We start from the raw sequence: 26,029 nt of genomic DNA on the forward strand, positions 1-26,029 counted from the left end.
GATCTCGAACATCGCACCCCTTGAGCTGGGGTGTTGCGACGATCGCTAGAACTCAAGTTCTTCGCGGGTCGGGGGCCTTTTGGCGGGGGCGGGCCGTCTCCGGTCCGTCAGAGACCATTCCCGGGGGCAGGACCGCGCCGGGCCTGCCGGAACTCCTCGTAGAGCCGGTCGCCGGCCACACAGTTGCCGACGGCCTCGCCGTTGTCATCCACCATCCGGCAGTCCCGGCACCCGGAGCAGTGCAGCAGCATGCGGACGTAAGCGGCTCGCTCGGGGGCGCCAGGGCACTGATGGTCCTCACTCTCGTAGTGGTCGCAGAGCGTGCGGACGGAACGGGCAAGGCGTTGCGCGTGAGCGGTCCGGGCCCCGGCAGACAGAACGCGGCCGGGCTCGGCGCTCAACCGCAGGCGGGCCTCCCCTACGCAGAAGAGCGCACATGCCCGCGCCACGCTGTCCTCGGGCAGAGCCAGCGCCGCCGTCTCGACCTCGGGGATTGCCAGCATGAGATGTCCGTGCAGCTGACGCGTGAGCTCCTCCAGTCTGTCCGGCGCCGACGCCTCAGTGTCGTTCGCGAGGAGCCGGTCCGCGCAGGCGCGCATCGTCTCGAGATCCAGCGGGGGCGCGGTCTCGCCGACGGGCACGGTCACGACTCGTCCTCCTCGACCGGGGATCGGCCCGCCACAACGAGCGCCAGCACGTCAACTGCCGCGCAGAGGCGGCCCGGTCGGGCCATGGGCACGGCCCAGTACGACGCCCGTCTGTGCTCGTCGAGCTCGACGCGGTCGACGCGCGGCACACCGAGATAGGTCCCTTCCCCCAGACACTCCGCGACCGGCGTGCACCACGTCCGTGTGGTGCAGTCCGGTACGAGGGCGTAGTAACGGCGGAAGCCGGGGTCATGGATGACTGGCCCACCGTTGAGGCGATGAGCGAGCCAGGCGGACGCGACCGGCCGGGTGTCGCTCCCGTAAGCGCGTCGGACGACGTCCTGCGAGATGCGGACCGCCTCGAAGCTCCGGCCGAGCGGGATCAACGCGAGTTCGGCGACGCTGCCCCATTCACGGAACGCGGTGCCCGGTGAAGGGTGGGCGGAGGCCAGCCATCTCTCAACCGTTCCAGGCGATGGTGAGCTCACCGGGGCTGTGCGGCCCGCTGCGCGAACCGTGGTCTCGGCCATGTCGACCTGCTCTCTCAGGTGGGTCACGCCCCGAGGCCGTCGTCAGCAGTCGCCGGGGCACCTTCGTTCCGCGATGGTCGTGCGCATCCCCGGGACGAAGGAACCTCTCCGAAAGGGCACTCCGAGGACGTCTTGGAGGGGGTAGAACGTCCTCGGGAACGTCCCGCCGAAACACGGGCGTTGGGGGGGGGGCAGTCAGATGCCGAACGAGAGGCTGCGAGCCGTCATGGTGGCCGGCGGCTGGACGTACGAATCCCTCGCTACGAAGGCGCAGGTGGACCCGAAGTCCGTGGAACGGTGGGTGAATCTGGGGCGGGTGCCCCGGCGTCGCACCGCCTTCAAGGCCGCCGACCTTCTGGGAGAGGACGTACATGCCTTGTGGCCGGCGCTGCGGCAGGGGAAGGCGGTACGGCAGGTCGGCCCGGAACTGGTCGGCCTGTACGCCCACCGCGCCGACCTGCCGGTCTCCGTGTTCATCGACCTGATCGCCGCAGCGCGTGAACGCATCGACGTCCTGGTGTACGCGGCCGTGTACCTGCACGAGGCGTACCCTCGCCTGAACGACTTGCTACGCGAGCGGGCAGAGGCCGGCTGCACGATCCGCTTGGCGGTCGGGGACGCGGACTCCCTCGCCGTTCGACAGCGCGGTCTGGAGGAGCAGTTCGGTTACGGCATCGACTCACGGTGCCGCTTGGCGCTCATGCACTATCAGCAGTTGCTGGAAGTGCCCGGTGTCGAGGTGCGGACGCATGGGACGACCCTCTACAACAGCCTGTACCGCGCCGATGATCAGCTGTTGGTCAACGCGCACGTGTTCGGAGTGAACGCCTACCGTGCTCCGGTGTGGCGGCTGCGCCGCAACGGCGACGGTGGCATGTTCGACACGTACGCCGACAGCTTCAGCGCCGTGTGGGAAACCGCCCGGCAAGCAAAGGGGACCTAGTGGCCCGGACCGAGTACTACGACGACCCCGCGGCCCCGACCCCCAACAGCCTCGTCGTGGCCGCTTCGGCGGTGGTCACCGACGACCAGGGCCGCATCCTGCTCCAGCGACGGCGGGACAACGATCTGTGGGCCCTGCCCGGCGGCGGCATGGAGATGAACGACTCCCTGCCAGGCTGCGCCGTGCGCGAGGTCAAGGAAGAGACCGGCTATGACGTCCAGATCACAGGGCTTGTCGGCACCTACACCGACCCCCGCCACGTCATCGCCTACACCGACGGCGAGGTACGCCGCCAGTTCAACGTCTGCTTCACCGCCCGCATCATCGGAGGAGAACTGGCCGTCTCCGACGAGTCCACGGAGGTCTGCTTCACAGCCCCCGCAGACCTGAACGCCCTACCCATGCACCACACCCAGCGCCTACGGCTTCACCACTTCCTCGAGAACCGCCCGACGCCCTATTTGGGGTAGTGGCCTGCCAGTCGGCCGTCCGCCAGGCTCTGGCCCGGGCACCGGTGCGGTGTCTAGTCCCAGGTGATGTTTGACGTTCTGGTCCCAGCTGATGCTTGACGGTGGGCCTAGACAACATCAGAAACTTTGTGGGGCTTGCAGGTCCACAGACTGCCCGACGCGCCGGAAGCTTACGGGGCCATGATCACTCGCCCCATGGCAGCTCCAGCCCAAAGTCGCTCCGCCGACCTCGTACTTTGTCCTGGGCTTCGTGCTGTCCGGCTCGCAGCTACTCAGCGCGTCCCTGGTTGCGGCTAGACCGGAAGTGCAGGACAAGCGAGGCGCCGGCACCGGCCACGACGGCGAAGACGGCGCCGCCGTAGTTGTCCTGAACGAGGACGCCAGCGGCAATCACGGTGCCGATGACGAGGGGTAAGCCAGTGGTCATGCTGTTCTTCTTCACGAAAGCTTCTCCTCAGGAGTATCTGCGGTCGAAAGCACCACGGAGATGGACAGGTCGTCCACACCAGTGCACGCGGCATGATCTCAGGTTCGCCGATGCCGGACCAGGCTGATCACGTTCGACGATGCGCTGCTGGTGTGCTGATCAGCAGACAGAGCGGAGCTCCTCGTAGGCGAACCGAGGAACCGCGGCCCCGCAAGGGGGGCCGTGGCCATGCCCCCCACGTGCCCGGTCAGATGGCCTGCGGCGGGGAACAACGGGGAGCGTCGGCGAGCTACCGGGGAATGCACAGGTCACCGTCTTGCCAGGTCAGCGCCGATCCGCATACGCGATCTTCCAAGCTGGTGCCGTACAGCAGCGAAGTACAGCAACCGCAGCAACCGGCCCCGGCCGGTTGAGCACTCACCCGGCCGTACCGCGACCGGTATGACCGCCAGCGACCGATCCACATAGAGCTACCGATCAGAAGGTCGCAGGTCGGCTCTCCGCTCAGTACGCAGGAACAGAGGCACCGGCTGGATCCGAGGCCTCTGTTGTGTTGGCCCCGGGGCTCTCCGCCCCGGGGCGATCAAATGGGTACTGTCATCCGCAGCCGGACGTAGTCATGGCCCAGTGGCCCAGTGCGGCGGGAGCCGTCCGGGCGCCAGCCGTGCCGGGCATAGAACGCCTGCGCCCGCGCGTTGGCCTCCCAGCACTCCAGCACTCCGTCGGTGAGTCCGTCCGCCTGCAGCCGCCGCGCGAACGCCTCCTGCAGCAGGCTGCCGACACCGCGCCCCCGGCCGTTCGGTTCGACTCCGATCTGCTGCAACTCGCGTACCGACGCGGCATCGAGGTCGTCGAACTTCGGCGGTCCATCCATGACGAAACCGACCACACGGTCCTCGGGGGTTGCAGCGACCTGCGCCCGGCCTTCAGCGACCGCGCGCTCCCAGTAGGCGCTGATGCGTTCCGCGCTCGCCAGCTCCTCCGGCGGCACGCCGCCCGCCGTGTAGTACGCCGTGCGAGTACGGGCATGCAACGCGGCGAGGGCCGCAGCCTCTTCCTCACGGGCCGAGCGGATGCTGATCCGTGTATCAGTCATGCGGACGAAGACGCCCCATGCCGTGACCTGGTTCCGACCGCAGCGGAAGCCGTCACATGCGCCCCAGCCGGGTGCCAGCGCAAAGCCGCTGGTGATAGGCGACAGAGGCTCCAGTCAGCTTTCGAACGGCCTGGTCGGACGGTGCCCGCGCGTCTCAGTTTCCGTCTCATTCAGCGCCGTTCACGGCCGTTCAGGCGAGACCCGGGGCCGTTCCCACCCGTCCGAACAACCGCCCATGAACCCAGGTAAACGGCCCTGCACGCACCCCTATCACCCCACCAACACAGTTGGAAATCGTGTTGGCGTGAGAACAGAGCGGGTACTGCGCCCGGCCGGTGATACATGATCAGCTTGGGGTGTGGAGACCATCATCGCCAGTGCCATAGCCGTTCTGAGAACCCTGCTCGGCTCGGGGCTCACCCTGGCGTTTCAGCAGCGCACCACCGACAAAGGGCATCAGTTCACCCGCCACGAGAGGCTCCGCCAGGAGCGACTCGATGCTTACTCCGCCTACGCCGGCGCACTCATCAACTACCGCCGCTGCCTGGTACATCTCTGGTTCTGCGAACACGAACAACCACCACACGAGGACCCCAGCGTGGTGCGAGTCCGCGCATACGACCTGCGTTCCAACGCCCAAGAAGCTCTCTTCCGGGTGCAGATGCTCACCGATGACGACGCCTTGAGCGAGGCGGCAGAAGCCACACTTGCGGACGTCACAGCCCTGCCCAAGACGGACAGCAGGACCGAACTGGACCAGCGCAGGGTGAAGACCCGCGACGACATCAGTCGACTGGTCAGAGCGTCCAAGCGCCATCTCTGATGCGCCTGCCAACGCGTCTGCACGTGCGGTCAATCCGTCAGAGCCGTGCGCCGGGCGGGCCGCACCACAAGCGCGCCAGATCAGGCGGGGAACAGCGGGGAATCACGGTGCAAGCGGTCCAGCCTGAGGAGGCGGCAACCGGGGCGTTCCCCCAGGTCATTGCCCGGACAGGCGTCAAATGCCCGCAGCTTCCCAAGCTGATGGCTCCATATGCGGAGCTCAGCAGCCTTCGCCAGCGGTTGCCCCACAGCCGCCCCTGCCCGCGCGCTCTGCCAGACTCGCTGCATGGGGAGTTGCGCCGGGGTGACACGGCAGGGACGAGCGTGCGGAAACCCCGCCGGATGGAACGGCTACTGCCATCTGCACGGTGGTGGAGGCCGACGAAGCCGAAGCCCACGTGTCTCAACTCCTCCCCGACTTCCGAGCATGCCGGCGCGTCCGGAACCGCAGCCCCAGGGCAGGCGGAGAGGCTGGTTCTGGTGGCTGAGGTGGCTCTTCATGGGTTGGTTCGAGGTACTGCGTAACGCGGTAAGCCGACGCTCATAACGGTGCTGGCTGGGCCGTCCCTGGGCCGTCCGAGGCCGCTCGGCAACGGCCAATGACGACCAACGACGACCACCAGGCGCACGATCCCACCGCCCCTGACCAGCAAAAACCCAGCACACCAAGATCCCCGACAAGACCCAGGGCAAGAAGAAGTAGCCCGACGCCATCAGGCCCCCGCCCCGCGGTTTCCTCGCGGGGCGGGGGTTTTTTGGTGGGGCGGGGCCGGCTCTGGTCCGTCAGAGGTTGTTTCCGGGGGCAGGGCGGGCGTTGGGCCTGTCGGCTGCCGGTCTTCTCGCCGTTCCGGGCGAGGGCAACGCCCAGCCTGCTTCGTGACGCCATGCGCTTGCTCGGGCAAACAGTTACCCGAACGTAACTCACGACGACGTTACCAGCGGTAACTACCAGTGCTAGTTTTTCGCGCAATCACGCACCGCAGCAGCGCGAGGAGTGAGCTGTGAGCCGTTACCGAAGCCGTCCGCGTTCCACCCCCAACCGTCTGGCCGCCGCCGCGCTCGCCACCGTGGCCTGCGTCTTCGTCGGCGCGAGCACTGCCGACGCCACCGCGACCGACACCGGACCCGTCGTGTCCCGGGGGGTCGGCATCCCGGCCTTCTACACCCCGCCCACCCAACTGCCCGCGACCAACGGCGCCTTGATCCGGCAGGAGCCGCTCCCCCTCGGGCTGTCGTTGCCCGGCCTCGACGGCCGCCCCCTGCCGGGCACCGCCACCCGGCTGATGTACAAGTCCACCGACTCCGACGGCCGGGCCGTCGCGGTGACCGGCGCTTACATCGAGCCGTCCGCGAAGTGGGAGGGCGACGGGCCCCGCCCGCTGGTGGCGGTGGCCTCGGGGACCATGGGCCAGGGCGACCAGTGCGCGCCCTCGTTCGCCCTGCAGCACCCGCTCACCGTCAACGGGCAGACACTGTCCGTCGGTTACGACAACCTCGCGATCTACCGTCTCCTCGCCACCGGGGCGGCCGTCGTCGTCACCGACTACGTCGGACTGGGCGCCACCGACCGTCTGCACACCTACGTCAACCGCCTGGACGAGGGGCACGCGGTGCTGGACGCCGTCCGTGCGGCGCGCGCTCTCCCCGGCACGTCCCTCACCTCCGGCTCCCGCGTCGGCCTGTACGGGTACAGCGAGGGCGGCGGCGCCAGCGCGTCGGCGGCCGAACTCCAGCCCACCTACGCGCCCGACGTACACCTGGCGGGCACCTATGCGGGCGCGCCGCCCGCCGACCTGACCGCCGTCATGAAGGGAATCGACGGGAGCGCTCTGGCCGCTGCCCTGGGCTGGGCGATCAACGGCTTCGTCCAGGCGTACCCCGACATGCGGGACGTCGCCGAGGCGAACCTCAACGACGCCGGGCGCAAGGCCCTCGCCGACGCGTCGACCATGTGCGTCGGCGAGGCAGTCGTCCGCTACGGCTTCGCCCGGAGCAGCGCGTGGACGACCAGCGGCAAGTCCGTCGCCGAGATCATCGCCGGGGAACCGCGCGCCCGGGCGGTCCTCGACGAGCAGCGCATCGGGACGCTCAAGCCGGCCGGTCCGGTCCGGGTGAGCACCGGCGTCCAGGACGACATCGTTCCGCACGCCCAGGCCCGCCAACTGGCCGTGGACTGGTGCCGTAAGGGCGGCAGCGTCACCTACGCGGCCGTCGACCTTCCCAACCTCGGCGACAGGCTCCTCACCAACCACCTCGCTCCCCTCATCACCGACCAGGGAGCGGCGATCTCCTGGCTCACCGACCGTCTTGAGGGCAAGCCGACCGCGTCCAACTGCTGGACGATGCCCTTCCAGCGCTGACCGGGCCGTCCCCGGGCCCCGCCCGCCCCTACGGAGCTTCCGGTCGTCGCAGTTCAGGAGCCGGTGGAGTCCGACGGCGGGCGTGGGCCGCCGAACCGTGTTCCGAGAGGTCGAACCAATTGCCCTCCGGATCCATGGCGCGGTACTCGGCGAAGGGGCGGTCGGTGAAGCGTTCAGTCGGTTTCGGAGTGCCGGCCGCCACCAGGGCCTCGGCGGTGGTCGCCGTGTCCTCGATGTGGAAGCCGACCGGGGTGAGTGGTTGAAGCCGACCGGGGTCGCCCCGTCGAGCTGATGCTTGATCAGGGCGAGCGAGAAGTATCCGTCGGAGAAGAAGCAACTTCCGTCCGGATCGCGGTGGAAAGGCTCCATCGCGAAGACCGAGCAGTAGAACTCGGCCAGCTTCTCCGGGTCTCGGGCCACGATCGCCGGGTGGCTGAGTCCGGGCCGGGGGGAGGTGGGTTCGTCCACGGCGGATTCCTTCGGCTCCACGGCGGGTCTTCGGATCCGGGGCGGGGGCCTGCTGCGCCGGGCGGGGCGCGGGGATCATGTTGTGGAACGCGCTGATCGACCACTGACGCTCCGCCGTCCGTTCCACGGAGTCGGGCGCGTTCGTCACAGCGGACATGGCGTGTGGTCTCCGGAGAAATGGGGGTGGGGAGGCCATGGAAGCGAGGCGCCTGGTACTTGCAGCCGCAGGGCGTGCCGCTTCGACGCCGTCCGTGCAGACCGCGCCGTCCTACGGAGTCGGACACCAAGGTCCCGACCCAGCCGGGTCACAACACGATCGGCCCGATATCCGCGGCTGTTTCGGCCAAGGCGTGGATCATGGGGTTGTCGGGCGAGGACCGCCACGTCAGGGCCCATGGGAGGGCGGGGGCGTCGGGGATGGGCAGGAAGACGATGCCAGGGGGGTTGTTGTAGCGGGCGGCGACTTCGCCCAGAGGCTGGACGCATTCTCCGGAGGCGACCAGGGAGAGCACCTCGTGGAAGGTCCGCGCGCGTGGTCCACGTGGGACGCGCCGGCCGAGCGGCGTGTGCAGGGGGATCATGGACGCCACCCAGTAGCCGGGGGCGTCGGGGCCCAGGTCGACCACGCGGTTGTCGGCCAGGTCCTCCAACGACGCGCTGCCGCGTGCGACCAGCGGATGATCTGCCGCCACGGCCAGCACGCGGGCTCCGGTCAGTACGGTGGGGCCCACCGTGAGATCCGGCTCGGCGACGGGCAGCCACACCACGTGCACGTCATGCTCGCCGGTGCGCAGGGCGGTGAACGGATCGCTGCCGTTGATCTCGCCGAACTGGATGTCGCTGCCCGGGTTGCGCGTGCGGAACTCGTCGACGAGAGGGCGCAGTTCGTGTCCGGCGTGGCCGAACACGCCGAGCCGTAGGGTCTGGCCCGCGCCGGCTGCCCGGGCCCGGGCCAGCCCTGCCTGGAGGAGGTCGACGGCCTGCTGGAGGTCTTCGCGCAGGCGCCGGCCGACAGGCGTCAGGGTCACCCGTCGGCTGGTGCGGTCGAACAGGGCGACGCCGAGGCGGCGTTCCTGCCTGCTGATGGCCTGGCTGACGCGGGCCTGGGACACGCGAAGCCGCTCGGCGGTACGGCCGAAGTGCAGTTCCTCGGCCAACGTCAGGAAGATCTCTATGTCGCGCAGCTCCATACATAACCCCCGCGTTATGGACAGCCTCGCACATTTCATCTTGTTCGGTCGCTGACCTGCGCTGATGCTCGTAACAAAGCCCCATCGGACAGGCGGAGCACGCCTGGCCACCGACCGACAAGGCAGGGTATCGATGAGTGACGTGCAGGCCATCGCCGACCGTGTCGAGATCGAGGCGCTGCGCGCAGAGATCACCGACGCGGTGATGATGCGCGACTACGACCGTGTCGCCTCGCTCTTCACTCCCGAGGGCACCTTGCGGTGGCCGCACGTCGACAGGGAGTTCGTCGGCCGGGAGGAGATCCGCGCGGGGGTCGAACGCGGGCAAGGACTCTGGGAGTTCTTCGTGCAGAACGTCCATCCGGGCGTCATCCGACTGGACGGCGACACCGCGGCCGGCCGTGCGTACATCCAGGAGTTCGGGCGGATGCGTGACGGCAGTTCACACCTGAACTTCGCCCTCTACCACGACCGTTACGAGCGCACTCCCGACGGCTGGAAGTTCAGCGAACGCGTCTACGAGGTCAGGTACCTGGACGCGTCCCCGCTCGCGGGCTCCCCGGCACCCAGGGCGGGGATGGTCTGAAGTCGCCCCACACGCATCCGCCTCACCCGAACCTCACTCGTCACCTCCACGCATCGAGCGAAGGAGCAACCGATCATGATCCTCGTAACCGGAGCCAACGGCGTCGTAGGACGTCAGGTGATGAACCAGCTGCTGCAGGCGGGCACGGCCGTCACCGCGGTCACGCGCGGGCCCGGCGAGGCCCGGCTCCCCGATGGCGTGACAGCCGTCCGCGGAGACCTGTTCCACCCCCAGTGGATCGAGGCGGCGCTGCACGGAGTGGAAGCGCTGCAGATCAGCCCGCGCGCCGTCGGGCCCGGCCTCGGCGAACTGCTGAGGCTCGCCGGCGAGCACGGCGTACGGCGGGCGGTGCTGCTGTCGGCCACCACCGTGGAGTACCCGGCGGGGGAGGCCCGTTTCGCCGCCCGGTTCAAGCACGCCGAGGAAGCGGTCATGAACTCGGGCCTGGACTGGACGATCCTGCGCCTGGCCGACTTCGCCGCCAACGCGCTGGCCTGGGCACCCCAGATCAGGGCCGGTGACGTGGTGCGCGGCGCGTACGGCCGGGCCGCCACCTCTTCCGTTCACGAGACCGACATCGCGGCGGTCGCCGTACGCGCTCTGCGGGGCAGCCTGCACGGGGAGGCGATCCACACGCTGACCGGCCCGCAGTCACTCGACCAGATCGAGAAGGTACGGCCCATCGGCGCCGCCATCGGCCGGACGCTGTCCTTCCAGGAACTCCCGCCCGAACAGGTACGGCAGGGCATGCTGGCCCAGGGGCTGCCCGAGGAGGTTCCCGCCCGGCTGCTCGGCTCCCTGGCCGACTACGCCAACCGCCCGGGCCCCACCACCGACACGCTGCCGGACCTGCTGGACCGACCCGCACTCACCTTCGCCGACTGGGCACGCGCCAACGCACCTGCCTTCGGCGGCTGATCAGACCAGTGCCGACGGCCACCCCGTCACTGCACGGTTCGTCCTACGCCGCTATTTCACGTTGTGCGAGAAGAAGCCGTGGGGGCAGTTGCCGCATTTGCCGTCATCGCCATGCGTCCATCCCTCGCACGCGCTGCACGCCAGACAGTTGAGTACGTCCGTGAAACCCGCGCCCTCCAGTCGGGATGCGGCCGTCCTGTGCACCTCGTCCAGCTGAGGTTCCAGCCTTGCGAGGTCGTCTGCGTTCTCTCTGAACGCTTGCTCCTGCGCGTCGGTCAAGTACGTGTTGAGAGCCACTGTCTTCCCTCATCTCACAGTAGAGAAGCCGTGTACTCATCCATTGTCGCCCCAGCCGGGCAAGGGAGCATCTGTACGCAGACCGCCCTCACGACGCGAACCCCCGTGCCGCGCGCAGGATGTCGCCGGGAGCCGCCCCGCACTGGGCCCATGCGATGCCGACACCCGCGTGCATGCGCACCGTCTGGTCGCCCAGGGGGATCGGCTGATGGATCCGGGACTGCATCCAGACCGCGGTGGTATGCGCGTCGGCGGAGCTCAGGCCGTCGGCCAGGACGACGAACTCGTCACCGCCGTACCGGGCGACCGTGTCGCCGTCGCGTACGGCCTGGCCGAGCCGTCGGGCGACCTCGACGAGGACGCCGTCCCCCGCGTCGTGCCCGAAACGGGTGTTGATCGCCTTGAAGTCGCGGAGGGCGAAGAACAACACGGCCAGGCCATGTGTGTTGCCGTCGCCCACGGGAGCCCGGACATGGGTGTGGGGCATCGCGGCCTCGGCGGCGTGGCCGAGGTAGAGGTCGACGGCCCCCTTCACGGCGTCGGACCCTTGCTCCGGATGTGCGCAGAGCCGGGCGTCGATGCGGGCGTGCAGCTCGGAGGAGTTCGGCAGGCCGGTGAGATCGTCGTGCGAGGCGCGGTGGGTGAGAACGAACTCGCGTCGCTTGCGCTCCTCGATGTCCTCGACGTGCGTGAGGAGGAAGCGCGGGCCGTCCGCGGCTTCCGCGACCACGCTGTTGCGCAGTGAGACCCACAGGTACGACCCGTCGCGGCGCCCGAGGCGCAGTTCCGCGCGCCCGCCCTCGGCGTTGGTGCGGAGCAGGGTGCCGATGTCCTCGGGGTGGACGAGGTCGGAGAACGTGTAGCGGCGCATGATGGAGGCCGGGCGGCCCAGCATGCGGCACAGCGCGTCGTTCGTCCGGAGGATGCGGCCGTGGCTGTCGCCGCCCATCTCGGCGATGGCCATGCCACTGGGCGCGTACTCGAAGGCCTGCCGGAAGCTTTCCTCGCTTGCCCGCAGCGACTGCTGCTCCCTTTCCAGCCTGACCAGTGCGCGTTGCATGTTGGCGCGCAGCCGCGCGTTGCTGATGGCGATGGCGGCCTGGAAGGCGTACTCCTCCAGGTCGCGGCGCTCGTCCGGTCTGGGACGGCGGCGGGTGAGGGGCCGGTCCACGGAGATCACACCGATCAGCTCACCGTGGGAGGCACCCGAAGCGCTGCGGGCGTACATGGGGGCGAAGAGGCGGTCGGCGGGGTGCCACTCGTCCTCGAAGCGGGGGGCGGGGCCGTCGGTGTACCACTGCGGGACGTCGTCGTCGTCGAGGACCCAGCCCTCGGTGTGGGGTATGAACACCAGGTCGCCCCAGTGCTCGCCCATGCCGAGGCGGCGCTCCCAGGACTCGCGCGAGCCGACCCGGCCGGTGATGAGGGCCTCGGCCTCGGGGTTCCCGGCGAAGGCGGCGACGACGAGGTCGCCGTCCGGCCGTACGAGGTTCACGCACGCCAGCTCGTAGCCGAGACCGGTCGCGATTCCGTCGGCGACGATCTGCAGGGTGTCCGCGAGACTGCGGGCGAGATGGAGGTTCTGGACCGCGGCCTGCAGATTGTGGCTCTTGTCGATGGCGAGCGCGCTGCGGGTGGCGAACTCGGCGGCGACCGACAGATCGGCGTCCTGGAAGGCCTGCTCGGCGGGGTGGCGCAGGAGGACCGCCGTGCCGATGATCCGCCTGCGACCGTGCAGGGGCACGAGGACGGTGTGGCCTCCGCCGGGTGTCTCGTGTCCCGCACCGAGCAGTTCCGGCAGCGCGGCCCCACCGACCGGCGAGTCGCCACCGATCGGCAGCGCCCCGTTCAGTACGTCGAAGAGCGCGCTGCCGGGGCGTACCTCGCACCGCGCGGCACCCCCGCCGGCGTGGAGCGGATGCACCTGTTGCAGCCGCAGCACCAGCGGGCCCACGTGTTCTTCGTCGCCCGTCGGGATCGGGTCCCGCAGATACACCATGACCGCGTCGGCGACGGTGGGGACGACGGCCCGGCACAGCCGCTTCACGATGTCCTCCGGGTCCCTGCCCCGGGTGATCCGGTGGGCCGCCTCGGAGATGTCGCCGTGGGGGTCGGCGGTCGGGGACCGCGGGGATTCGAGCGCGGGGAAGGATGTCTCCTGGCTGGTCGGCGGGTTGTTCGGGGTTGTTCCGGACAACCCGGCGGGTTGTCCCCCCGGGTTCTGCCCGACCTGGCCGGGCACGGACACGCCGGCTTCCGCCGGAGCAGCCGAGGGAATCGAGGGAATCGAGGGAACAGAGGGAGCCGAGGACGACCAGTAACCCACCTCGTCGGCGGCCTGCTGAACGGCCTCGTGCTCCTCGTCGAGAACGGCGCGCGCCTTGTCCAGCGCACGGTCCACGTCGTCGAGCGCGGCGTCGTCGGGGCTGAGCGCGCGCAGTTCGGGCTGGGACACGGGCGGCGCCGCCTCCTGGGTCCCGGGGGGCCCGTCCTCCCCCATGCGGAGCCGCAGCTCGGCCAGCTCGGCCTCCAGTTGCTGGATACGGCGTGCCGCGTGGTCGGCGACCTGCTGGGCGATGCCCCGCTCCCGCTCGGCGCGAACCAGCTGTTCGCGCAGGTCCGTCTCCTGCCGTTGCGCCCGTGAGAGAAGCTCCATCACCCCTTGGCCGTCGCCCAGTTCGATGGTCACCGACTCCAGGGCGTCGAGCCGGCGCCGCAGTTCGGCGACCTTCGCCTGGGCCTGTCCGAGCATGACGAACAGCAACGTGGCGATCGACAGGGCCTGTTGCCGCCCGTGTTCGCCTGCCTCGTAGGCCTGCCGGGCGCGCTGCATCTCCTGGAGGACCTCGATGGTGCGGTCCTTGGCCTCCAGTAACTCCCGGGCGGGCACCAGCTCCTGCGCCTCTGCGATCGCCGTGGGGTCCGTGCCCGCCCTGTCCCACAGCGTCCTCGCCTCCCCGAGGCGTCGCCGGGCGAGATCGGCCGGTTCATGGGGGAAACACACGTCGGCCACGGCCTCGACGAGATCCCACTCCAGCGATTCGCCGGCCAGCCGGTCACGCAACCGGCGTAACTCGGGCACGGCCTCGGCGACGAAGTGCTCGGGAGTGAGCCGTGCGTGCAACTCCCGTACGGACACCGCCGATTCGTCGAGCCAGGACCGCACCACCGCGACCAGCTCGTTGATCTCGACGCACGAGCCGCGGGCCGGTCCCCACGGCCGCCCCGCCCGCTTCCTCTCGCCGGCCACCCGTTCTCCCCCGTGGTTTGTTCGCCGGACAACCCCCTGTTGTCACCGGAGAAACATCCAACCGTCCCACCTGCGGTTCCGCCCGGGGATCGTCGTAATTCCCCATCGACATCACACGACAGCCCCCATCGACACCACACGACAGCCCTCACCGACATCACACGACAGCCCCCACCGGGACCGCACGACAGTCCCCATCGACATCACACGACAGCCCCCATCGGGACCGCACGACAGTCCCCATCGGGGCCGTACGACAGTCCTCATCGACACCACACGACCCAGGCGGTGCCTTCATGAACCACACCTTCCCGGCGTTCCTGCTCCTCGCGCTGGCGGTGGCCGTCCTCTTCTCCGTCGTCGCCGCGGCGATCGCCTTCGCCCTGGCCCGCTGGGAGGGAGCCGCGGTGCCGACGGCCCTGTCCCGCTGCGGCATCGCCTTCGCCGCGAGCCTCACCCTGTGCCTGGCGGTCCTGGCGGCGTTCGACCGGACGTAGCGGACGAGCAGGGAGGGGGCAGGCGGACGAGGGGACTTGCGCGACCCAGCCGGCCCTCTCTCCGATTCAAGGGCGTTCGCCGAACTGCAGGAGGCGGCCCACGGAGAAGCACGCGGCGCCGAGGAGGGTGCCCCAGCCGGCGACGCCGGCGCCGGCGGGGCAGGCGGTCGCGGCTGACGTCCGGAGCCCAGCAGGCCGGCTGACGTGCGGGAGCTCAGCAGGCCGGCTGACGTGCGGAGCCCAGCGGGTCGGCTGATGTCCTGAGCCCAGCGGGTCGGCTGACGTGCGGAGCCCGGCAGGACGGCTGACGCCCCGATATTCGGTGGCGGGCCCGCCCCGCCCCGTCCACCATGCCCGCATGGTCTCAGGCGAGCACACCGGCGAAGCAGTGACGCCCGCAGCGGCGGATACGACTCGGTGGACACGGGCGACCGTCCACCCCGACATGTGGGTCGACCCCGACGACGACCCCCGGGAGACCGAGGCCCAGCCCGTCGGCGAACGCGGCGTCCTCCTCGACTGCCTGCGGGCCTACCGCCTCACCCTGGAGATGAAGTGCGCGGGCCTGGACGCCGAGCAGATGGCCCGGAAATCCGTACCGCCGTCCACGATGTCCCTGCTCGGGCTGGTGCGGCACCTGACCGAGGAGGAGCGGCACGTCCGCCGGGTGATGGCCGGCGAGGACGCGCCGAAGCTGTACCGCACGCCGGACGACCGGGACGGCGACTTCAACGGGGCGATCGCCGACCCGGCGGTCGTGGACGCCGCCTGGCGGCAGTGGCGTACCGAGGTCGAGCGCACCGACCGCTACCTGGCCGGTGTCACCGACCTCGACACCGGCAACGCCGGCCACTCCGACTTCGGCCCCGAACCCGGCGGCCGGGTCCGGCTCCGCGACATCCTGGTCGCGCAGATCGCCGAGTACGCCCGGCACTGCGGCCACGCCGACCTCCTGCGCGAACGGATCGACGGCCGCGTCGGGCAGTGAGCACCCTCCGGCCGGACCCCTCGGAGACACTGCCGAAAAAACTTCGCCGACCGATGTCGAGAACCCGCGTCCGGCTCCGTCCCCGGGGTGAAAGCGGCCAAGATGGGCCGCACCGTCACCGAGGAGAACCACCATGGCGAAGTACCTGCTTCTCAAGCACTACCGAGGCGCCCCGACCCCGGTCAACGACGTGCCGATGGACCGGTGGACGCCGGAGGAGATCTCGGCCCACATCCAGTACATGAACGACTTCGCGGCGCGGCTGGAGAAGACCGGCGAGTTCGTCGACGGCCAGGCGCTCGCCCCCGAGGGGGCGTGGGTCCGGTACGACGGTGAGGGGCGCCCGCCGGTCACCGACGGGCCGTTCGCCGAGACCAAGGACCTCATCGCCGGCTGGATGATCATCGACGTCGACGACTACGACCGTGCCGTCGAGCTGGCCGGGGAACTGTCGGCGGCCCCCGGCGCGGGCGGGAAGCCGATCCACGAGTGGCTGGAGGTGCGCCCGTTCCTGACCGCCCCGCCCACCATCCCGGAGTGCTCCGTCCATGGATGAGGTACTGCTCCGCAGCCTCACTCCCAGCGTGCTCACGATCCTCGTCCGCCGCGGAGCCGACTTCGCGGCGGCCGAGGACGCCGTGCAGGACGCGCTGATCGAGGCGCTTCGCGTCTGGCCGGCCGACGGTTCACCGAGCTCTCGGCTTCGCCCGGGCAAGGGAGACCCCCTTCGGGACCCGAAGGGCTGGCTGGTCACCGTGGCCTGGCGCAAGTTCCTCGATCAGTCGCGGGCGGACAGCGCCCGCCGCCGGCGTGAGGACCTCGTCGAGGAGGAGCCGGCGCCCGGACCCGCGTCCGACGTGGACGACACGCTCCAGCTGTACTTCCTGTGCGCCCACCCCTCGCTGACACCGTCGTCCGCGGTCGCGCTCACCCTGCGCGCCGTCGGCGGGCTCACCACCCGGCAGATCGCCCAGGCCTACCTGGTGCCGGAGGCGACCATGGCGCAGCGCATCAGCCGCGCCAAGCGCACCGTCTCGGACGTACGGTTCGACCAGCCCGGCGACGTCGCGACCGTGCTGCGCGTCCTCTATCTCGTCTTCAACGAGGGCTACTCCGGTGACCTCGACCTGGCCGCCGAGGCCATCCGGCTCACCCGGCAGCTCGCGGCCGTGATCGACCACCCCGAGGTGTCGGGGCTGCTCGCGCTCATGCTGCTCCATCACGCCCGGCGCGCCGGGCGCACCGCGCCCGACGGCGGCCTGGTACCGCTCGCCGAGCAGGACCGCGGACGGTGGGACACGCGCCTGATCGCCGAGGGCGTCCAGATCCTCCAGGCGGCACTCGCCCGCGACCGGCTGGGCGAGTTCCAGGCCCAGGCCGCCATCGCGGCACTGCACGCCGACGCGCCCACCGCCGAGGAGACCGACTGGGTGCAGATCGTGGAGTGGTACGACGAGCTCGCGCGCCTCACCGACAGCCCGGTCGTCCGGCTCAACCGGGCGGTGGCCGTGGGCGAGGCCGACGGACCGCGCGCCGGTCTCGCGGCGCTCGCCGCGCTGGACGAGTCGCTGCCCCGCTACGACGCGGTGGCGGCCTACCTCCACGAACGCGACGGCGACCCGGAAACGGCGGCCCGGCTGTACGCCGAGGCGGCCCGCAAGGCACCCAACCTCGCCGAACGCGACTACCTGACCCGCCAGGCGGCCCGCCTCAACACCGGCCGGCGCCGCTGACGGGCCGCTTCCCGCGGCACCCGGCGGGCGGGGACGCGACGCCGGGAACCGTGGGCCGGGCAGGTCACCGCACCGTCAACGGCACGGGGTGCACCTCGTCCGCCTTGTGTCCGGCGCGCTCGTGAATGCGCTGGACCGCTTCGGCCGAGGGGGCCTCGGAGAGGCAGTAGACATGGCCGGACTCCGGATCCGCCCAGGCCGTCTCGAAGTGGACCTGCTCGTCCTTCTCGATCGCGAGGTCCGCGTTGTGGGCTTCACGCAGCTGCTCTTCCGTGATGCCCTCCATGCCGCGATGGACATCCATGAACTTGGGCATGCCTCGCGCCTCCTTCCTTGCCTCCCTCTCATGCTCCGCCCGTACGGCCACCCGGGCGACCCCACGTCCCACGACCCGACGCAGAGGGGCCCCGGCGACACCGCCGGGGCCCCACAGGTCGTACGGACGACGAAGCGTCGGTGTCAGCCGCACTGGCAGGGGCTGCCCGACTGACACCCGCAGCCGCAGCCCGAGCCGCAGCCGCACGCGGCGATCAGGGGCAAGCTCCTGATCTCGGCGGGCTGCTCGGTCTCACGCTGCCGGGCGGGGTCGGGCGTGGTGCTGGGGGATTCGGCCATGGGTCCCTCCTCGAGGCTGGTGCCTGTGCCCATTGGATGCCCGCCCGGCTGGGCGCATCAACGGCGCACTGAGGCGCCCCCGCGCCCCAGCCGACCCCGCCCCCGCTTCCAGGCGGACTCACCCCGGGCACCTGGGCCCGCTCCGGCCGGACTCACCTCGGGCACCTGGGCCCGCTCCGGCCGGACTCACCCGGGCACCTGGGCCCGCCCCGGCCGGACTCACCCGGGCACCCGGGCCCGCCCCGGCCGGACCCGTCAGGCGCTCTCCGCTCCCGGGGCCGCCTGGATCTCCGGCTGCACATCCGCCTGGAGCTCGTCCGCGTGCTCGCCCGTCACCAGGTACACCACGCGCTTGGCGACCGACACGGCGTGGTCGGCGAACCGCTCGTAGTAGCGGCCGAGCAGCGTGACGTCCACGGCCGTCTCGATGCCGTGCTTCCAGCGGTCGTCCATCAGGTGCTGGAAGAGCGTGCGGTGCAGCAGGTCCATCTCGTCGTCGTCCTGCTCCAGCTGGAGCGCCAGGTCGACGTCCTTGGTGATGATCACCTCGGCGGCCTTCGCCATCAGGCGCTGCGCGAGCTGGCCCATCTCCAGGATGGTGGCGTGCAGGTCGCTCGGGACCGCGCGGTCCGGGTAGCGCAGGCGCGCGAGCTTCGCCACGTGCTGGGCGAGGTCGCCCGAGCGCTCCAGGTCGGCCGACATCCGCAGCGACGTGACGACGATGCGCAGGTCCGTCGCCACCGGCTGCTGCCGCGCCAGCAGGGCTATGGCCCGGGCCTCCAGGTCGTGCTGGAGCTCGTCGACCCGCTGGTCGGCCTCGATGACGTTCTCGGCCAGCTTCAGATCGGAGTCGAGCATGGCGGTCGTGGCGCGCCCGATCGCCGACCCGACCAGCCGGGCCATCTCCACCAGACCGTCGCCGATCGAGTCCAGTTCCTCGTGGTACGCGTCCCGCATCAGGCTTTCCCTCTCGTGCGTCTCAGTCGGGGGTCCAAGGGCCGGAGCCCACCGGACGACCGGCGGTACGACCGTCGTATTACCGGCGGTCCGAACCCCACGCTCCCACGTTCCGCCCCGTACGCGTCCGTTTCCGGCATCCCAAATGAACCAATACTGGCTCCAAGGTGAACTCTGGGCGACGAGTGTTCGAGCTCGCACCCCGACGGCTGTGGAGGGCGCCCGAGCCATGCCTAACCTGGGTGCATGGACGTGAACGCGGCGGTCGCCGCAGCGGCAGCGATCGCCGGGGTGCTCACCGGTGTCATCGCCATGCTGGCGTTCCGCTTCAGCGAGCGCGAGCAGAAGCGCCCCACCCGTAGCTCCCTGCACACCGACGCGGTGCTCCCGCCGGGCGTGGACACGGTGCTGTCGGTCCTCAGATCGTCCGCCGTCGTCCTCGACGAGGCGGACGCCGTGGTCAAGGCCAGCTCGGCGGCGTACGCCCTCGGCCTGGTCCGCGGCGGCAAGCTCGCCGTCGAGCCGATGCTGCAGATGGCCCGGGACACCCGGCGGGACGGCGAGATACGACAGGTCGAGCTGGACCTGCCACGGCGCGGCACCGGACGCGGAGAGGCCCTGGCCGTCTCCGCGCGGGTCGCGCCGCTCGGTTCCCGGCTGGTGCTGCTGCTGGTGGAGGACCTGACCGAGGCCCGCCGCATCGAAGCGGTCCGCCGCGACTTCGTCGCCAACGTGAGCCATGAGCTGAAGACGCCGGTCGGAGCCCTCTCGCTGCTCTCCGAGGCCGTGATGGACGCCTCCGACGAGCCCGAGGCCGTCCAGCGGTTCGCCGGGCGCATGCAGATCGAGGCCACCCGGCTCACCAGCTTGGTGCAGGAGCTCATCGATCTCTCGCGCGTGCAGAACGACGACCCGCTGGAGGACGCCGAGCCGGTCCGCGTCGCCGAGCTGGTCGCCGAGGCCATCGACCGCTGCCGGCACCAGGCCGGCGCCAAACAGATCACCATGGCCGCGGGGGGAACCGCCGACCTGCGCGTCTGGGGAAACCGCGGCCAGCTCGCCGCGGCACTCGGCAACCTCGTCGAGAACGCCGTCAACTACTCACCCGCCCGCACCCGCGTCGGCATAGCGGCCCGCAGTGTGAACGCCCCCGGCGGGGACCACATCGAGATCGCCGTGACCGACCAGGGCATCGGCATCTCCGACAAGGACAAGGAGCGCATCTTCGAGCGCTTCTACCGCGTCGACCCGGCCCGCTCCCGTGCCACCGGCGGCACCGGACTCGGGCTGGCCATCGTGAAGCACGTGGCCGCCTCGCACGGCGGGGAGGTCACGGTGTGGAGCGCCGAAGGCCAGGGCTCCACCTTCACCCTGCGGCTGCCGGAGGCCGGTGCGGCCCGCGGCGCACATCAGCCCGCCCGAGAGACACGCGCAGGAGGCGCGGGCCTCGACGAGGAGGCCGGGCGGTCCACCCCTCAATCCCCCGAATCGAACGCGTACGAAACGCTTCCCGCCCCGGAGGTCCTTCCGTGACCCGAGTGCTCGTCGTCGAGGACGAGGAGTCCTTCTCCGACGCCCTGTCGTACATGCTCCGCAAGGAGGGCTTCGAGGTCGCCGTCGCGACCACGGGGCCCGACGGACTCGACGAGTTCGAGCGCAACGGCGCCGACCTCGTCCTCCTCGACCTGATGCTGCCCGGCCTGCCGGGCACCGAGGTGTGCCGCCAGCTGCGCGGCCGCTCCAACGTCCCCGTCATCATGGTGACCGCCAAGGACAGTGAGATCGACAAGGTCGTCGGACTGGAGATAGGAGCCGACGACTACGTCACCAAGCCGTTCTCCTCGCGCGAGCTGGTCGCGCGGATCCGTGCCGTACTGCGCCGCCGCGGCGAGCCCGAGGAGGTCAGCCCGGCGGCCCTGGAGGCCGGTCCGGTCCGCATGGACGTCGACCGGCACGTGGTCACCGTCGGCGGCACCAAGATCGACCTGCCGCTCAAGGAGTTCGACCTGCTGGAGATGCTGCTGCGCAACGCCGGCCGCGTCCTGACCCGCATGCAGCTCATCGACCGCGTCTGGGGCGCCGACTACGTCGGTGACACCAAGACCCTCGACGTCCACGTCAAGCGCCTGCGCGCCAAGATCGAGCCGGACCCGGGTGCCCCGCGCTACCTGGTGACGGTCCGCGGCCTCGGCTACAAGTTCGAGCCGTAAGCCGGCCGGATACGACAGCGACCCGAACGACACGAAGGGCGGGGCCTCTCCCGGGAGAGGCCCCGCCCTTCGTGTCGCGTCTGCTCAGTGCCCGGCGTCGGCGCTCGCGGAGGCCGCGTCGGTCGGCTTGCCGGACGCCTGGTGGCCACCCGGCGTCTCACCGCCGGCCGGCGCGCCCGACTCACCCTCGGCGGGAGAACCGGACGGCGAGCCCGACGGCGAAGCGGACGGGGACGACGAGGCGCCCGGCGCGGCCGGCACCTCGGTCGGGCCCCACTCCTTGAAGTAGTGCTCGGCGGGGACGACGAACGCGCGCAGGCTCACGGCACCCGTCTTGCTGAAGGTGAAGGTGACCTTCTGGGCGTTGCCGTCCTGCACGGCCTCACGGCTGCTCGGCAGCATCGCCGTGGCGTTGTCCTTGCCGCCCAGGACCAGCGAACCGCCGGGCGGGATGCTGAGGCTGCCGCCCTTGGCGGGCTTGAGCTCGGCGGTCTTGCCGGTGCCGGGGAGGGTGATGGACTCCAGCGTCTCGGCAGTCCTGCCGGAGTTGAAGAGGGTCGCGGAGATCGCGGCGGGGCCGGTCGACTCGAGATCGGGCTGTGTGATGACGATCGCGTTCTGGACCTTGATGTCGCCGACGCTGGTCGCCGCGTTGTCCGGCTTGATCTCCAGCGTCTGGGCGTCGTTGCCGGCGCCGCACGCGGCGAGCGAGGCGATCGAGAACGCGATGGCGGCCGCGGCGAGGGTGCCGCGTCGAAGGCTGCTGCTCACGGCGGCGGCAACTCCTTGACTCGAGCGGAGCGGCCGATAAAGCCGCTCTAAGTGTCTGTCAGCGGGCCTTAGGTTACCGAGCCGTCCGCGTCCGGCCGCACCCGACCCCCCGGCGCCGACGATCCCACCTGAGTCACACATGACTCCCGCGTCACATTGGCGTGGTGTCCGTCCGGCATTCACATAAGAGACCCAGGTGGCACCGCAAATGTTCCGTGAAGGAATGCGCGAGCCGCCCGGAATTGATCACCGACGGCCCGTCGGGGCACCTCGTGATCAATTTCGGATTCGACCGGAACCCCGCTCGGGCCGCCGAACGGAGTAGCGGAAGTCGATCATACGGAACCGGACATTTGGGGATGTTCGGCCCTATGGAGGATGCTCCGGATGTGTGTAACGTACGCGTTTCGCTCGCCCCGAAGAGCCGCTCCCACCTGCGAATACCTTCTTCCGATCCCTGTCCGAAGCACGTTCCTGTCGGAGTTGTCAAGCCCCGAGATACGCCCTGACCTGCGAAAACGCCATTCAGAACCCGCGATTTCCGTGTTACCCTGGATAGCCACGGAAGGGGTACCTGTCACATGACGTTCAAGGTTGGCGACACCGTGGTCTATCCCCATCACGGGGCCGCGCTGATCGAGGCCATCGAAACTCGCCAGATCAAAGGCGTGGACAAGACCTACTTGGTGCTGAAGGTCGCCCAGGGCGACCTGACGGTACGTGTGCCAGCGGACAATGCGGAGTTCGTCGGCGTGCGTGATGTGGTCGGTCAGGACGGGCTGGACCGGGTCTTCGAGGTGCTGCGCGCACCATACGCCGAGGAGCCCACGAACTGGTCCCGTCGATACAAGGCAAACCTGGAGAAGCTCGCCTCGGGCGATGTCATCAAGGTCGCGGAAGTCGTGCGTGACCTGTGGCGTCGTGAGCGTGAGCGCGGACTCTCCGCCGGTGAGAAGCGCATGCTCGCCAAGGCCCGCCAGATTCTGGTGAGCGAGCTCGCCCTCGCGGAGAACACGAACGAGGACAAGGCTGAGGCTCTGCTCGACGAGGTTCTCGCCTCCTGAGGCGAAGCCCGTCGCTCAGCGCTCTGCGCCGATCGAAGCTGCTGATCAAGGCTGCTGGTCGAAGCTGATCAAGCGCGCGCCTGCACATCGAAATGCCGCGGTGCCCGATGACGAATTCCTGTCGCCGGGCGCTGCGGCATGTTCGTACTCCGGCGCTGATGCGCCGCCACCCCGGGATGTGTTATCACTCACGCCCCGGTGTTCGGGGTGCCGGGCCCGGGCAGCCGGCTCGACCGGCGTCACGGAAGGGTCCGGTCGAGCGCGTCGCGCCCGGCACTCCTCCAGGCCATACCCACGCCAGGCCAGCACACAAACCTGACAGGAACCGATGTCTGACGATTCGCGACCCTCGCCGTCCGCCGGCCCCTCCGCGGCCCGAACGGCGGCCGTGATCCCGGCCGCCGGCCGTGGTGTCCGGCTGGGCCCGGGCGCCCCCAAGGCGCTGCGTGCGCTCGGCGGTACCCCCATGCTGATCCACGCGGTCCGCGCGATGGCCGCCTCCCGTGCCGTCGGCCTGGTCGTCGTCGTGGCCCCGCCCGACGGCACCGCCGAGGTCAAATCACTGCTCGACGCGCACGCCCTGCCCGAGCGGACGGACTTCCTCGTCGTCCCGGGTGGGCAGACCCGCCAGGAGTCCGTGAAGCTGGGCCTGGACGCGCTGCCGCCCGGCCACGACATCGTGCTGGTCCACGACGCGGCCCGGCCGCTGGTGCCGGTCGACACGGTCGACGCCGTGATCGAGGCCGTACGGGACGGCGCCCCGGCCGTGGTTCCGGCGCTGCCGCTCGCCGACACCGTCAAGCAGGTCGAGCCCGCCGGCACCCCCGGCGAACCGGAGCCGGTCGTCGCCACGCCGGAGCGCGCCCTGCTGCGTGCGGTGCAGACCCCGCAGGGCTTCGACCGGGCCGCGCTGGTCCGGGCGCACCAGACGGTGACCGGCGAGGTCACCGACGACGCCGGCATGGTCGAGCAGCTCGGCCTCACGGTCGTGGCCGTCCCCGGCCACGAGGAGGCCTTCAAGGTCACCCGTCCCCTGGACCTGGTCCTCGCGGAGGCGGTCCTGGCCCGCAGGAGGCTCAACGATGGCTTCTGACCAGCCTGTTCTGCCCCAGGTGGGCATCGGCACCGACATCCACGCCTTCGAGGAGGGCCGTGAGCTGTGGTGCGCCGGCCTGAAGTGGGAGGACGCGGGCCCGGGCCTGGCCGGCCACTCCGACGCGGACGTCGTCGCCCACGCCGCCTGCAACGCCCTCTTCTCCGCCGCCGGCCTCGGTGACCTCGGGCAGCACTTCGGCACCGGCCGCCCCGAGTGGTCGGGCGCCTCCGGCGTCACCCTCCTGACGGAGGCCGCGCGCATCGTGCGCGAGGCCGGCTTCCGGATCGGCAACATCGCCGTACAGGTGGTGGGTCCCCGCCCGAAGATCGGCAAGCGCCGGGACGAGGCCCAGAAGCTCCTGTCGGAGGCGGCCGGGGCCCCGGTGTCGGTCTCGGGCGCGACGACGGACGGGCTGGGATTCCCCGGCCGGGAGGAAGGGCTGATGGCGGTGGCCACGGCCCTGGTCGTACGCGCCGGCTGAGGGGCGAGCGCTCCGGGCGTGCCCGTTGTCAATGTCACGAATCCGGACGCCCCGAGGGTGAAGTACCTGAGGCACACCCCGGGGCCCACTACCCTGGAGGGGTGACTATTCGCCTGTACGACACCAGCGCCCGGCAGATCCGTGACTTCTCCCCGCTCCAGCCGGGTTGCGTCTCGATCTACCTGTGTGGTGCCACCGTGCAGGCCGCCCCGCACATCGGGCACATCCGCTCCGGGCTGAACTTCGACATCATGCGCCGCTGGTTCGCCTACCGCGGCTACGACGTCACGTTCGTGCGGAACGTGACGGACATCGACGACAAGATCATCGCCAAGTCGGCCGACCAGAACCGCCCCTGGTGGGCCATCGGCTACGAGAACGAGCGCGCCTTCAACGACGGCTACACCGTGCTCGGTTGCCTGCCGCCCACCTACGAGCCGCGTGCCACCGGCCACATCACCGAGATGGTCGAGATGATGCGCGGCCTCATCGAGCGCGGGCACGCCTACGAGGCCGACGGCAGCGTCTACTTCGACGTCCGCTCCTGGCCCTCCTACCTGGAGCTGTCCCGGCAGGACCTCGACGAGATGCGGCAGCCCGCCGAGGAGGGCATCACCGGCAAGCGCGACCCGCGCGACTTCGCCATGTGGAAGGCCACCAAGCCCGGCGAACCCGACTGGGAGACGCCGTGGGGGCGCGGCCGGCCCGGCTGGCACCTGGAGTGCTCGGCGATGGCGCACAAGTACCTCGGGGCCGCCTTCGACATCCACGGCGGCGGCCTGGACCTGGTCTTCCCGCACCACGAGAACGAGATCGCCCAGGCCAAGGCCTACGGCGACGAGTTCGCCCGGTACTGGGTGCACAACGCCTGGGTCACCATGAGCGGCGAGAAGATGTCCAAGTCGCTCGGCAACTCGGTCCTGGTCAGCGAGATGGTCAAGCGCTGGCGGCCCATCGTGCTGCGCTACTACCTCGGCACCCCGCACTACCGCTCGATGATCGAGTACAGCGAGGAGGCGCTGCGCGAGGCCGAGTCGGCGTTCGCGCGGATCGAGGGCTTCGTGCAGCGGGTGGTGGAGAAGGCCGGTGCCGTCGAGCCCGCCGCTGAGGTGCCGCTCGCCTTCGCCGAGGCCATGGACGACGACCTGGGCGTGCCGCAGGCCCTCGCCGTGGTGCACACCACCGTCCGGCAGGGCAACAGCGCGCTGGCCGCCGACGACAAGGAAGCAGCCGTGGCCCGGCTCGCCGAGGTCCGCGCGATGCTCGGCGTGCTCGGTCTCGACCCGCTGGATGCCCAGTGGGCCGGGGAGGGCGACCGCGGCGAGGACCTGCACGGCGTGGTCGACACGCTCGTCCGCATGGTCCTCGACCAGCGCGAGGCCGCCCGCGCCCGTAAGGACTGGCCCACCGCGGACGCCATCCGCGACCAGCTGAGCCAGTCCGGCCTGGTCATCGAGGACAGCCCGCAGGGCCCGCGCTGGAGTCTCGGCCCGCGCTGAGACGAGCCCCACGGGCTGATCGACTGTGCCGCCCGGGCCTCCGGGCGGCACACTGCATAGACGGAACAGACATACACAGCCGCGGACGCGGTCGTACGTACGCATCACCTCACG

General features: G+C 70.3%; 26 protein-coding genes. 16 read left to right on the forward strand and 10 right to left on the reverse strand.

What is annotated here, in order from left to right:
- Positions 1-107 precede the first annotated feature (107 nt).
- Together FDO69_RS41650 and FDO69_RS33575 are read right to left on the reverse strand one after the other, a co-directional pair.
- Positions 108-647, reverse strand: coding sequence for a DUF6415 family natural product biosynthesis protein (locus FDO69_RS41650; RefSeq protein WP_199838347.1), 540 nt, complete (start codon positions 645-647; stop codon positions 108-110).
- Positions 644-1,177, reverse strand: coding sequence for a hypothetical protein (locus FDO69_RS33575; protein ID WP_167526730.1), 534 nt, complete (start codon positions 1,175-1,177; stop codon positions 644-646). Before FDO69_RS33575 ends, FDO69_RS41650 begins: the two co-directional genes overlap by 4 nt.
- A gap of 199 nt (positions 1,178-1,376) precedes the next feature.
- Here FDO69_RS33575 and FDO69_RS33580 point away from each other — a divergent pair, with 199 nt between their 5' ends.
- Both FDO69_RS33580 and FDO69_RS33585 read left to right on the forward strand, forming a co-directional pair.
- Positions 1,377-2,120 (forward strand): helix-turn-helix domain-containing protein, encoded by a 744-nt coding sequence (locus FDO69_RS33580; RefSeq protein WP_104785828.1) that lies wholly within the window; start codon positions 1,377-1,379, stop codon positions 2,118-2,120.
- The gene (locus FDO69_RS33585; RefSeq protein WP_104785831.1) at positions 2,120-2,590 is read left to right on the forward strand and encodes an NUDIX hydrolase; all 471 of its coding nucleotides are present in this window, start codon (positions 2,120-2,122) and stop codon (positions 2,588-2,590) included. Before FDO69_RS33580 ends, FDO69_RS33585 begins: the two co-directional genes overlap by 1 nt.
- A gap of 268 nt (positions 2,591-2,858) precedes the next feature.
- On the opposite strand, the gene FDO69_RS41385 is transcribed toward FDO69_RS33585, so the two are convergent.
- The gene (locus FDO69_RS41385; RefSeq protein WP_159030674.1) at positions 2,859-3,032 is read right to left on the reverse strand and encodes a hypothetical protein; all 174 of its coding nucleotides are present in this window, start codon (positions 3,030-3,032) and stop codon (positions 2,859-2,861) included.
- A 568-nt stretch (positions 3,033-3,600) separates the two neighbouring features.
- Positions 3,601-4,113: a GNAT family N-acetyltransferase gene (locus tag FDO69_RS33590; RefSeq protein ID WP_104785834.1), complete on the reverse strand. Its 513-nt coding sequence runs from the start codon at positions 4,111-4,113 to the stop codon at positions 3,601-3,603.
- A 358-nt stretch (positions 4,114-4,471) separates the two neighbouring features.
- Here FDO69_RS33590 and FDO69_RS33595 point away from each other — a divergent pair, with 358 nt between their 5' ends.
- Positions 4,472-4,936 (forward strand): hypothetical protein, encoded by a 465-nt coding sequence (locus tag FDO69_RS33595; RefSeq protein ID WP_104785837.1) that lies wholly within the window; start codon positions 4,472-4,474, stop codon positions 4,934-4,936.
- Positions 4,937-5,936: 1,000 nt separating this feature from the next.
- A complete protein-coding gene (locus tag FDO69_RS33600) occupies positions 5,937-7,295 on the forward strand; it encodes a lipase family protein (RefSeq protein WP_104785839.1) in 1,359 nt (452 codons plus the stop codon).
- A gap of 773 nt (positions 7,296-8,068) precedes the next feature.
- On the opposite strand, the gene FDO69_RS33610 is transcribed toward FDO69_RS33600, so the two are convergent.
- The gene (locus FDO69_RS33610; RefSeq protein ID WP_104785845.1) at positions 8,069-8,953 is read right to left on the reverse strand and encodes a LysR family transcriptional regulator; all 885 of its coding nucleotides are present in this window, start codon (positions 8,951-8,953) and stop codon (positions 8,069-8,071) included.
- Positions 8,954-9,086: 133 nt separating this feature from the next.
- Between FDO69_RS33610 and FDO69_RS33615 the strand changes: the two genes are divergently transcribed.
- Positions 9,087-9,539, forward strand: a complete 453-nt coding sequence (locus FDO69_RS33615; protein ID WP_104785848.1) for a nuclear transport factor 2 family protein — start codon at positions 9,087-9,089, stop codon at positions 9,537-9,539.
- A gap of 75 nt (positions 9,540-9,614) precedes the next feature.
- Positions 9,615-10,457, forward strand: a complete 843-nt coding sequence (locus FDO69_RS33620; protein ID WP_104785851.1) for an NAD(P)H-binding protein — start codon at positions 9,615-9,617, stop codon at positions 10,455-10,457.
- A gap of 385 nt (positions 10,458-10,842) precedes the next feature.
- Here FDO69_RS33620 and cdgB read toward each other — a convergent pair whose 3' ends face one another.
- Positions 10,843-12,372 carry a diguanylate cyclase CdgB gene (gene cdgB, locus FDO69_RS33625; protein WP_234388218.1) on the reverse strand — a complete coding sequence of 510 codons (1,530 nt, stop codon included), beginning with the start codon at positions 12,370-12,372 and terminating at the stop codon, positions 10,843-10,845.
- A 1,928-nt stretch (positions 12,373-14,300) separates the two neighbouring features.
- On the opposite strand from cdgB, the gene FDO69_RS33630 reads away from it, so the two are divergent.
- From FDO69_RS33630 to FDO69_RS33650, 4 genes are all read left to right on the forward strand, one after another.
- Entirely contained in the window at positions 14,301-14,501 is a 201-nt protein-coding gene (locus FDO69_RS33630) for a hypothetical protein (RefSeq protein ID WP_104785857.1), read from the forward strand.
- 358 nt (positions 14,502-14,859) lie between these two features.
- The gene (locus FDO69_RS33640) at positions 14,860-15,489 is read left to right on the forward strand and encodes a DinB family protein (protein WP_234388208.1); all 630 of its coding nucleotides are present in this window, start codon (positions 14,860-14,862) and stop codon (positions 15,487-15,489) included.
- A 133-nt stretch (positions 15,490-15,622) separates the two neighbouring features.
- Positions 15,623-16,045: a YciI family protein gene (locus tag FDO69_RS33645; RefSeq protein ID WP_104785864.1), complete on the forward strand. Its 423-nt coding sequence runs from the start codon at positions 15,623-15,625 to the stop codon at positions 16,043-16,045.
- On the forward strand, positions 16,038-17,222 hold the full coding sequence (locus tag FDO69_RS33650; protein ID WP_104785866.1) for an RNA polymerase sigma factor: 1,185 nt from the start codon (positions 16,038-16,040) through the stop codon (positions 17,220-17,222). Before FDO69_RS33645 ends, FDO69_RS33650 begins: the two co-directional genes overlap by 8 nt.
- Positions 17,223-17,286: 64 nt before the next feature.
- Here the strand turns inward: FDO69_RS33650 and FDO69_RS33655 are convergent, their stop codons facing one another.
- The 3 genes from FDO69_RS33655 to phoU form a co-directional block, all read right to left on the reverse strand.
- Positions 17,287-17,538, reverse strand: a complete 252-nt coding sequence (locus tag FDO69_RS33655; RefSeq protein WP_104785869.1) for an SCO4226 family nickel-binding protein — start codon at positions 17,536-17,538, stop codon at positions 17,287-17,289.
- A gap of 143 nt (positions 17,539-17,681) precedes the next feature.
- Positions 17,682-17,837 carry a hypothetical protein gene (locus FDO69_RS41390; protein WP_167345925.1) on the reverse strand — a complete coding sequence of 52 codons (156 nt, stop codon included), beginning with the start codon at positions 17,835-17,837 and terminating at the stop codon, positions 17,682-17,684.
- Positions 17,838-18,092: 255 nt separating this feature from the next.
- Entirely contained in the window at positions 18,093-18,794 is a 702-nt protein-coding gene (gene phoU / locus FDO69_RS33660) for a phosphate signaling complex protein PhoU (protein WP_104785871.1), read from the reverse strand.
- A 246-nt stretch (positions 18,795-19,040) separates the two neighbouring features.
- Between phoU and phoR the strand changes: the two genes are divergently transcribed.
- The gene (phoR, locus tag FDO69_RS33665; protein ID WP_104785874.1) at positions 19,041-20,327 is read left to right on the forward strand and encodes a two-component system sensor histidine kinase PhoR; all 1,287 of its coding nucleotides are present in this window, start codon (positions 19,041-19,043) and stop codon (positions 20,325-20,327) included.
- Positions 20,324-21,004 carry a two-component system response regulator PhoP gene (gene phoP, locus FDO69_RS33670; RefSeq protein ID WP_104785877.1) on the forward strand — a complete coding sequence of 227 codons (681 nt, stop codon included), beginning with the start codon at positions 20,324-20,326 and terminating at the stop codon, positions 21,002-21,004. Before phoR ends, phoP begins: the two co-directional genes overlap by 4 nt.
- Positions 21,005-21,088: 84 nt before the next feature.
- On the opposite strand, the gene FDO69_RS33675 is transcribed toward phoP, so the two are convergent.
- Positions 21,089-21,775 (reverse strand): copper chaperone PCu(A)C domain-containing protein, encoded by a 687-nt coding sequence (locus FDO69_RS33675; protein WP_104785879.1) that lies wholly within the window; start codon positions 21,773-21,775, stop codon positions 21,089-21,091.
- A 581-nt stretch (positions 21,776-22,356) separates the two neighbouring features.
- On the opposite strand from FDO69_RS33675, the gene FDO69_RS33685 reads away from it, so the two are divergent.
- From FDO69_RS33685 to cysS, 4 genes are all read left to right on the forward strand, one after another.
- Positions 22,357-22,839, forward strand: a complete 483-nt coding sequence (locus tag FDO69_RS33685) for a CarD family transcriptional regulator (RefSeq protein ID WP_003953493.1) — start codon at positions 22,357-22,359, stop codon at positions 22,837-22,839.
- A 328-nt stretch (positions 22,840-23,167) separates the two neighbouring features.
- Positions 23,168-23,932, forward strand: coding sequence for a 2-C-methyl-D-erythritol 4-phosphate cytidylyltransferase (gene ispD, locus FDO69_RS33690; RefSeq protein WP_104785885.1), 765 nt, complete (start codon positions 23,168-23,170; stop codon positions 23,930-23,932).
- A complete protein-coding gene (gene ispF / locus FDO69_RS33695; protein WP_104785887.1) occupies positions 23,922-24,416 on the forward strand; it encodes a 2-C-methyl-D-erythritol 2,4-cyclodiphosphate synthase in 495 nt (164 codons plus the stop codon). Before ispD ends, ispF begins: the two co-directional genes overlap by 11 nt.
- A 101-nt stretch (positions 24,417-24,517) precedes the next feature.
- Positions 24,518-25,915: a cysteine--tRNA ligase gene (gene cysS, locus FDO69_RS33700; RefSeq protein WP_104785890.1), complete on the forward strand. Its 1,398-nt coding sequence runs from the start codon at positions 24,518-24,520 to the stop codon at positions 25,913-25,915.
- Positions 25,916-26,029 lie beyond the last annotated feature (114 nt).

This window comes from Streptomyces tibetensis (assembly GCF_007655005.1).
Classification (GTDB): domain Bacteria; phylum Actinomycetota; class Actinomycetes; order Streptomycetales; family Streptomycetaceae; genus Streptomyces; species Streptomyces tibetensis.